Genomic DNA, 5,719 nt, shown 5'->3' on the forward strand with positions numbered 1-5,719 from the left:
TCAGCTGGGAGAGCACCTGCCTTACAAGCAGGGGGTCACAGGTTCGAGCCCTGTAGGTCCCACTACCGAAAGGTAAAAAGAAAATAAGCAGGAAAGCTTGTTAATAAAACAGAATAAGCCGATGTGGCTCAATTGGCAGAGCAGCTGATTTGTAATCAGCAGGTTAACGGTTCGAGTCCGTTCATCGGCTTTAAGTAAGCAATGATAAATGAAGTCAGGCTTACCTTAAAAGAATGGGCAGATTCCCGAGTGGCCAAAGGGGACAGACTGTAAATCTGCTGGCAACGCCTTCGAAGGTTCGAATCCTTCTCTGCCCATTAAAAAAAGAAGAAACAGCGCGGGGTAGAGCAGTCTGGAAGCTCGTCGGGCTCATAACCCGGAGGTCGCAGGTTCAAATCCTGTCCCCGCAATTTTTTATGCCCAGTTAGCTCAGTTGGTAGAGCAGAGGACTGAAAATCCTCGTGTCTCTGGTTCGATTCCGGAACTGGGCATTTAAAATCAAATATGGGTGTGTAGCTCAGTTGGTAGAGCACTTGACTTTTAATCAAGTTGTCCCGGGTTCGAACCCCGGCACGCTCACTTTAAAGAACACGGAAGTGTTCTTTTTTTGTACCGTGGTTCGAACCAAAGTTCGGTCTCCGCTCCGCTGCGGTCGGACCTAAACAGACGTCCACCGGACGTCTAGGTCCCCGGCACGCTCACTATTAAAAAGTGCCGGAAGCTATTGATATGAAAGCAATGAGCCAGTGTATGCATTTTGGAAAAAGTGTCATGGATAACGGTTACGGAAAGTTTCGGGAATTGCTGGAATATAAGCTGACATGGAGAGGAAAGAAATTGGTACGTGTAGACCGTTTTTTTCCTTCCAGTAAAAAATGCTGTAAATGTGGCAATATAAAGAAAGAACTGAAACTTTCGGACAGAGTATATCTTTGTACATGTGGAAATCGGATAGACCGGGATCTGAATGCGGCAATCAATATACGTGAAGAAGCACGTCGTATGTTGTTAGCAGGATAGATGGGAAGTGTCTGTATCCAGACAATAAAAATATCCCATAATTGGGTAAAAATGAATCGCGGGGCACGCGAGGATAGCTTGTAGATACTTGGCTCAGTAGAGCCATTGAGCAAGAAGCCCCCACTTCAAAATCTGTGATTTAAGTGGTGGGAGCATGTCACGAAACGGTGTTTAGTGAAAGGGATAAACTGTTAGTAATAATACGATTTGCAGTGTAGATGATAGAACAATTCAGACAGGAGGAAATCATGTCAAAAGTATTCAATACAACTGCTGTATGTATACCGGAAGAACATTATATGGTAGACATTGTGCAGCGCTTGCAGGAGATAAAAGCACTTGTAGATGATGGAAAATACTTTACGATCAATAAAGCGCGTCAGTATGGAAAGACTACGACATTGATCGAGTTAAAGCGATTGCTGGAAGCAGAATATTATGTTGTACTGATGGATTTTCAGACATTCGGCAGTGCTGATTTTGCAAACGAAAATGTTTTTGCACTTTCTTTCTGTCATTCATTTTTACGGCTGTTCAAAAAATGCAAACCGACATTAAATGACGATTTAAAAGAAACGTTGAATGATTTGAAAAATCATGTAGACAACAGATATGATTATTTTACATTAAAACCATTGTTTGAGGGGCTTGGAGATATCTGTCAATTTTCTGATAAGCCGATTGTTTTGATGATCGATGAGGTAGACAGTGCATCGAATAATCAGGTTTTTTTGGATTTTTTAGGACAGCTTCGTGCCCAGTATATCAATCGTTTTCAACAGCCGGCATTCAAATCGGTTATTTTAGCCGGAGTGTATGATGTGAAAAATCTCCGACACAAGATCAGACCGGATGAAGAGCATAAATATAACGGCCCATGGAATATTGCGGCAGATTTTAAAATCGATATGAGCTTTTCGAAAACAGAGATTGCTGGTATGCTTCAGGAATATGAAAAAGATCATCATACTGGAATGAATGTTGATGAAATAGCAATTCTGCTGTATCAGCATACATCAGGATATCCGTTTCTTGTTTCGCGATTATGTCAGATTATGGATGAAGATATTGCTATAAATTATGACGAAAACGGATTGAAAAGTGTGTGGACCAGACAGGGATTTTTTACGGCAGTTCGTATGCTGCTGGCAGAGAAGAATACATTGTTCGAATCATTGAGTGAGAAGCTGAATCGTTACCCGGAATTAAATGATATGTTACAGTCATTATTATTTACCGGAAAAGCAATTGCTTACAATTATTATGAACCGGCGATCAGTGTGGCAACTATGTTTGGATTTGTGAAAAATAATCATGGCGTGCTGGCGATTGCAAATCGTATTTTTGAGACATGGTTATATAATTTATATCTGTCAACTTCAGAAATGCAAAAGCAACAGATTTATTCGGATGCTTTGTTAGATAAAAATCAGTTTATTGTAAATGGACATTTGAATATGCGTCAGATTCTGGAACGTTTTGTAATACATTTTAATGACTTATACGGAGATAGTGATGAGACGTTTATCGAACAGGAAGGTAGAAAATATTTCTTGCTGTATTTACGTCCAATTATCAATGGCACTGGAAATTATTACATTGAAGCGGAAACCCGCGAACAGAAACGGACGGATGTGATTGTGGATTATCGTGGAGAACAGTATATCATTGAAATGAAGATATGGCATGGTCAGGAATATAATACCAGAGGGGAGAAACAGCTGGCAGAATATCTGGATGCCTATCATGTGAACCAGGGATATATGATCAGTTTCAATTTCAATCAGAAAAAAGAAATCGGAGTACATGAGATTCTGATTGATGATAAAAAAATTATTGAAGCAGTGGTATAAAAAATATCGCAAAACCAATTTGTTCAGGTTTTGCGATATTTTTTTGCAACCAACCGGTAAGTTATGACAATATAAAGGTGTAAGGGTAATTAAGATTACCCAGGGAAGACGTCAGAAATGGGAGTTTTAATTAAAAATGGAGAAACAACAGCTGGAAAAATATATCAACGAATATGGCAGAGATATCTACCTGTTTTGCAAACGGCTGACGCAAAATAAAAATACGGCAGATGATCTGTATCAGGAGACATTTTTAAAATTGTGGGAATTGGATAACGTTAACGATACGGAGAATCCCAAAAGCTATCTGCTTGGTATTGCTGTGAATTTGTGGAAAAATCAGTGCCGCAAGCAAATGTGGCGAAAACAGATTGCAGACATTGTACCGGTTTCGAAAGAAAGTCAGATTGAAAATTTTTCGGCAGCAGACAGTGTGGAGGATACGGTGATCTCCAATCAGGAGAAAGTGCTGGTGCAGGATGCCGTAAACCGTTTGCCGGAAAAACTGCGGATAGTGGTGCTTTTGTACTACATGGAAAATCTGAAAGTAGCAGAGATTGCGGAGCAGATGCACGAATCGGTCAGCAGTATAAAAAGTAAACTGATGCGTGCACGGAAATATCTCAGAAAAGAATTGGAGGATTCTGTTTTATGAAAAATCTGGATGATGTATTAAAAAAATCCCTTACTCCGGCTGAATCGGAAGAAGGACCGGATTTCTGGCTGAATCAGAATATTCTGAAACGGGCAGATCGGCAGGAGAGGGGAGCCAAAACAATGAAAAAAAGAACATATAGACCAACAAAGGCAGTGGCAGCATTAGTGATTGCATTGAGTATTTCCGGAAGTGCGGTATTTGCAGCAGAAAAAACAAATTTATTTGGAAATCTGTTTGGTGAAACGAATATGGGACCGGTGGAATCTTATGTAAACGATACAGGTGCAAATGAGAATACAAAGGCATCCTACCATTATCAGGGAGCCGAGTATGAAGTGCAGATTGACAAGGTGGTTCGAAGTGCGGCAACGCATTCCGGAATTATGCAGTTTACAGTGAATCGTGTATCCGGAAAAGGAGAACCATGGTATATACTGACCGGAGATGTTTTACCGGAATATGACTACTGGACGATGGAAACCAGAAACTTACAGGAAATAAATCCGACCGACACAGATATATGGTTGACGGTGGGACTGGAAAGTTCCGGACAGGAAGCACCTGACTGGCGCATTTATTTAGAAAAGGATGCGAGTGATGATGAGACACAGGTGTTTTACATGGTATTTAACGTAATAGGAGCTGAACAGGAAGATGCGTCATTAAGTCTGATTTTTAAAGAATTGGATGGAACTAAGGATAGCAAAACTGAGCTGGTAAATATCACAGTACCAGAAAGTGAGAGCATTCCTTCTTTGACATGGAAGAATGAAAATAGCGAACAGCAGCTTGCGTTGACCAGCTATGATATGTTGATCACAAATCAGGGTGCATCCGATGTGGAACCGGAATATGATGAGATTTCCGTACAGATGAAAGATGGAAGCACTTATGTGATAGAGAGTAAGTCGCAGCGGGTGAAAAATGAATTTTACGGCGAATATGGAAAAAATAATGATCTGTGGATCGGATTTGACCATATTCTGGATCTGGAACAGGTAGAATCTGTGACGATTAATGATATGTTGTTTACTGTGGCTGATTGATATGACAGCAAAAGCACTTCGTGCAAACGATGCGCACTCGCACGAAAAGAAATTGTTGCTTCGCAATCGTGCTCGGCGCGGTCAAGAAAGATCTGTTATTCGTAATAGTAAGCGCGTAAGTGTGCGAGAGCACACTTTCTTGTAAAACAGTTATTTCATTTAACCATCTTCGTCCACATGGCGGCACGGGTCGTCTCTGCCCAGGGGTATTCCCCCATATAATCGCCCTGAAACAGTTCCGTCTGTCCCTGGAGATAATCATAATAATCACAGGTGAACTGTTCAGTATGTACACGCATTTTACCGTAGGCAGACTCCACGATCTGTTCCAGATGATAAGGTGCAAGCGCCTGTTTCAGCCGATAGAGGATCGTGCGGCTGTAATTTTTGGAGGAATGTTCCTCGCAGTTTTCCAGCAGACAGAATGTGATTTTATCAATCGGAACCCAGTTTCCTTCATAATGAACGAGAAGTGCAAGAAGTTCTTTTGCTTTCCTGCTCTTGAAGGAGACTGGGGTTTTATTTATAAACAGTTCAAAATCCGGGAAGCAGCGGATATGCGGGAGACTGTTGGAGTGCATTTGTGTATTCCTCTTTTCAGCTGTTGCATCTGGAGGGGTATGGCCATGATTTTCTGTGCCAAAACCGGTTTTTCCCTCAATAGATGCAGCAGATGTAATAGATTCAGCCGCGGCGGCATGGTATTTGAGGACTCTGTTTAATACCGCACTGATCTGCTTCGGGTCATATGGTTTCAGGATGTAGCCAAAGGCACCGATATCCCAGGCATCCAGCGAATATTCCGGAAATGCCGTTACATAAATGATTTCCGGTGGCGCAGGCAGTTCCTCACTGATCTGTTTTCCAAGAGTGATGCCGTTTAACATCGGCATTTCGATGTCGAGAAATACAACGTCCACAAGTGTCCTGCGGATAAAATCCAGTGCCTCGACAGGCTGGGTAAAGGTATAAATATGGTCATTTTCTTTTGAAAATCCATCAAAGCGGGTGAGCATGATCCTTAGCAGATTTAATGCTCTTTCTTCATCGTCTACAAGTACATAATTCATATGAAAAGCCTCCAACATACAGGTCGCAAAGCGACTGCGTTCATGAGCAAGTAGCGAAAGCGGATTGCGAAT

5 protein-coding genes and 5 tRNA genes are annotated in these 5,719 nt (G+C 41.5%); 9 read left to right on the forward strand and 1 reads right to left on the reverse strand.

The features are described from left to right. Positions 1-117: 117 nt before the first annotated feature. The 9 genes from RDS42_RS11605 to RDS42_RS11645 all read left to right on the forward strand — a co-directional run bounded on the left by RDS42_RS11605 (position 118) and on the right by RDS42_RS11645 (position 4,577). Positions 118-190, forward strand: a tRNA-Thr gene (locus RDS42_RS11605). 45 nt (positions 191-235) lie between these two features. Then, positions 236-317 (forward strand) — tRNA-Tyr (locus RDS42_RS11610). Positions 318-336: 19 nt separating this feature from the next. Further along, positions 337-410 (forward strand) — tRNA-Met (locus RDS42_RS11615). Between the two features lie 8 nt (positions 411-418). Further along, a tRNA-Phe gene (locus RDS42_RS11620) sits at positions 419-491 on the forward strand. Between the two features lie 15 nt (positions 492-506). Further along, positions 507-579: transfer RNA gene (locus RDS42_RS11625), tRNA-Lys, on the forward strand. 150 nt (positions 580-729) lie between these two features. After that, on the forward strand, positions 730-1,020 hold the full coding sequence (locus RDS42_RS11630) for a transposase (protein WP_302448246.1): 291 nt from the start codon (positions 730-732) through the stop codon (positions 1,018-1,020). Positions 1,021-1,268: 248 nt separating this feature from the next. After that, a complete protein-coding gene (locus RDS42_RS11635) occupies positions 1,269-2,873 on the forward strand; it encodes an AAA-like domain-containing protein (protein WP_308783807.1) in 1,605 nt (534 codons plus the stop codon). A gap of 136 nt (positions 2,874-3,009) precedes the next feature. Then, positions 3,010-3,528: an RNA polymerase sigma factor gene (locus RDS42_RS11640; protein ID WP_308783808.1), complete on the forward strand. Its 519-nt coding sequence runs from the start codon at positions 3,010-3,012 to the stop codon at positions 3,526-3,528. Beyond that, positions 3,525-4,577: a hypothetical protein gene (locus tag RDS42_RS11645; RefSeq protein ID WP_022035198.1), complete on the forward strand. Its 1,053-nt coding sequence runs from the start codon at positions 3,525-3,527 to the stop codon at positions 4,575-4,577. Before RDS42_RS11640 ends, RDS42_RS11645 begins: the two co-directional genes overlap by 4 nt. A 155-nt stretch (positions 4,578-4,732) precedes the next feature. Here RDS42_RS11645 and RDS42_RS11650 read toward each other — a convergent pair. After that, positions 4,733-5,719, reverse strand: a 987-nt coding sequence (locus RDS42_RS11650) for a response regulator (protein WP_308783809.1), incomplete at its 5' end; no start/stop codon positions are given.

The organism is uncultured Blautia sp., assembly GCF_902497045.1.
Classification (GTDB): Bacteria; Bacillota; Clostridia; order Lachnospirales; family Lachnospiraceae; genus Blautia_A.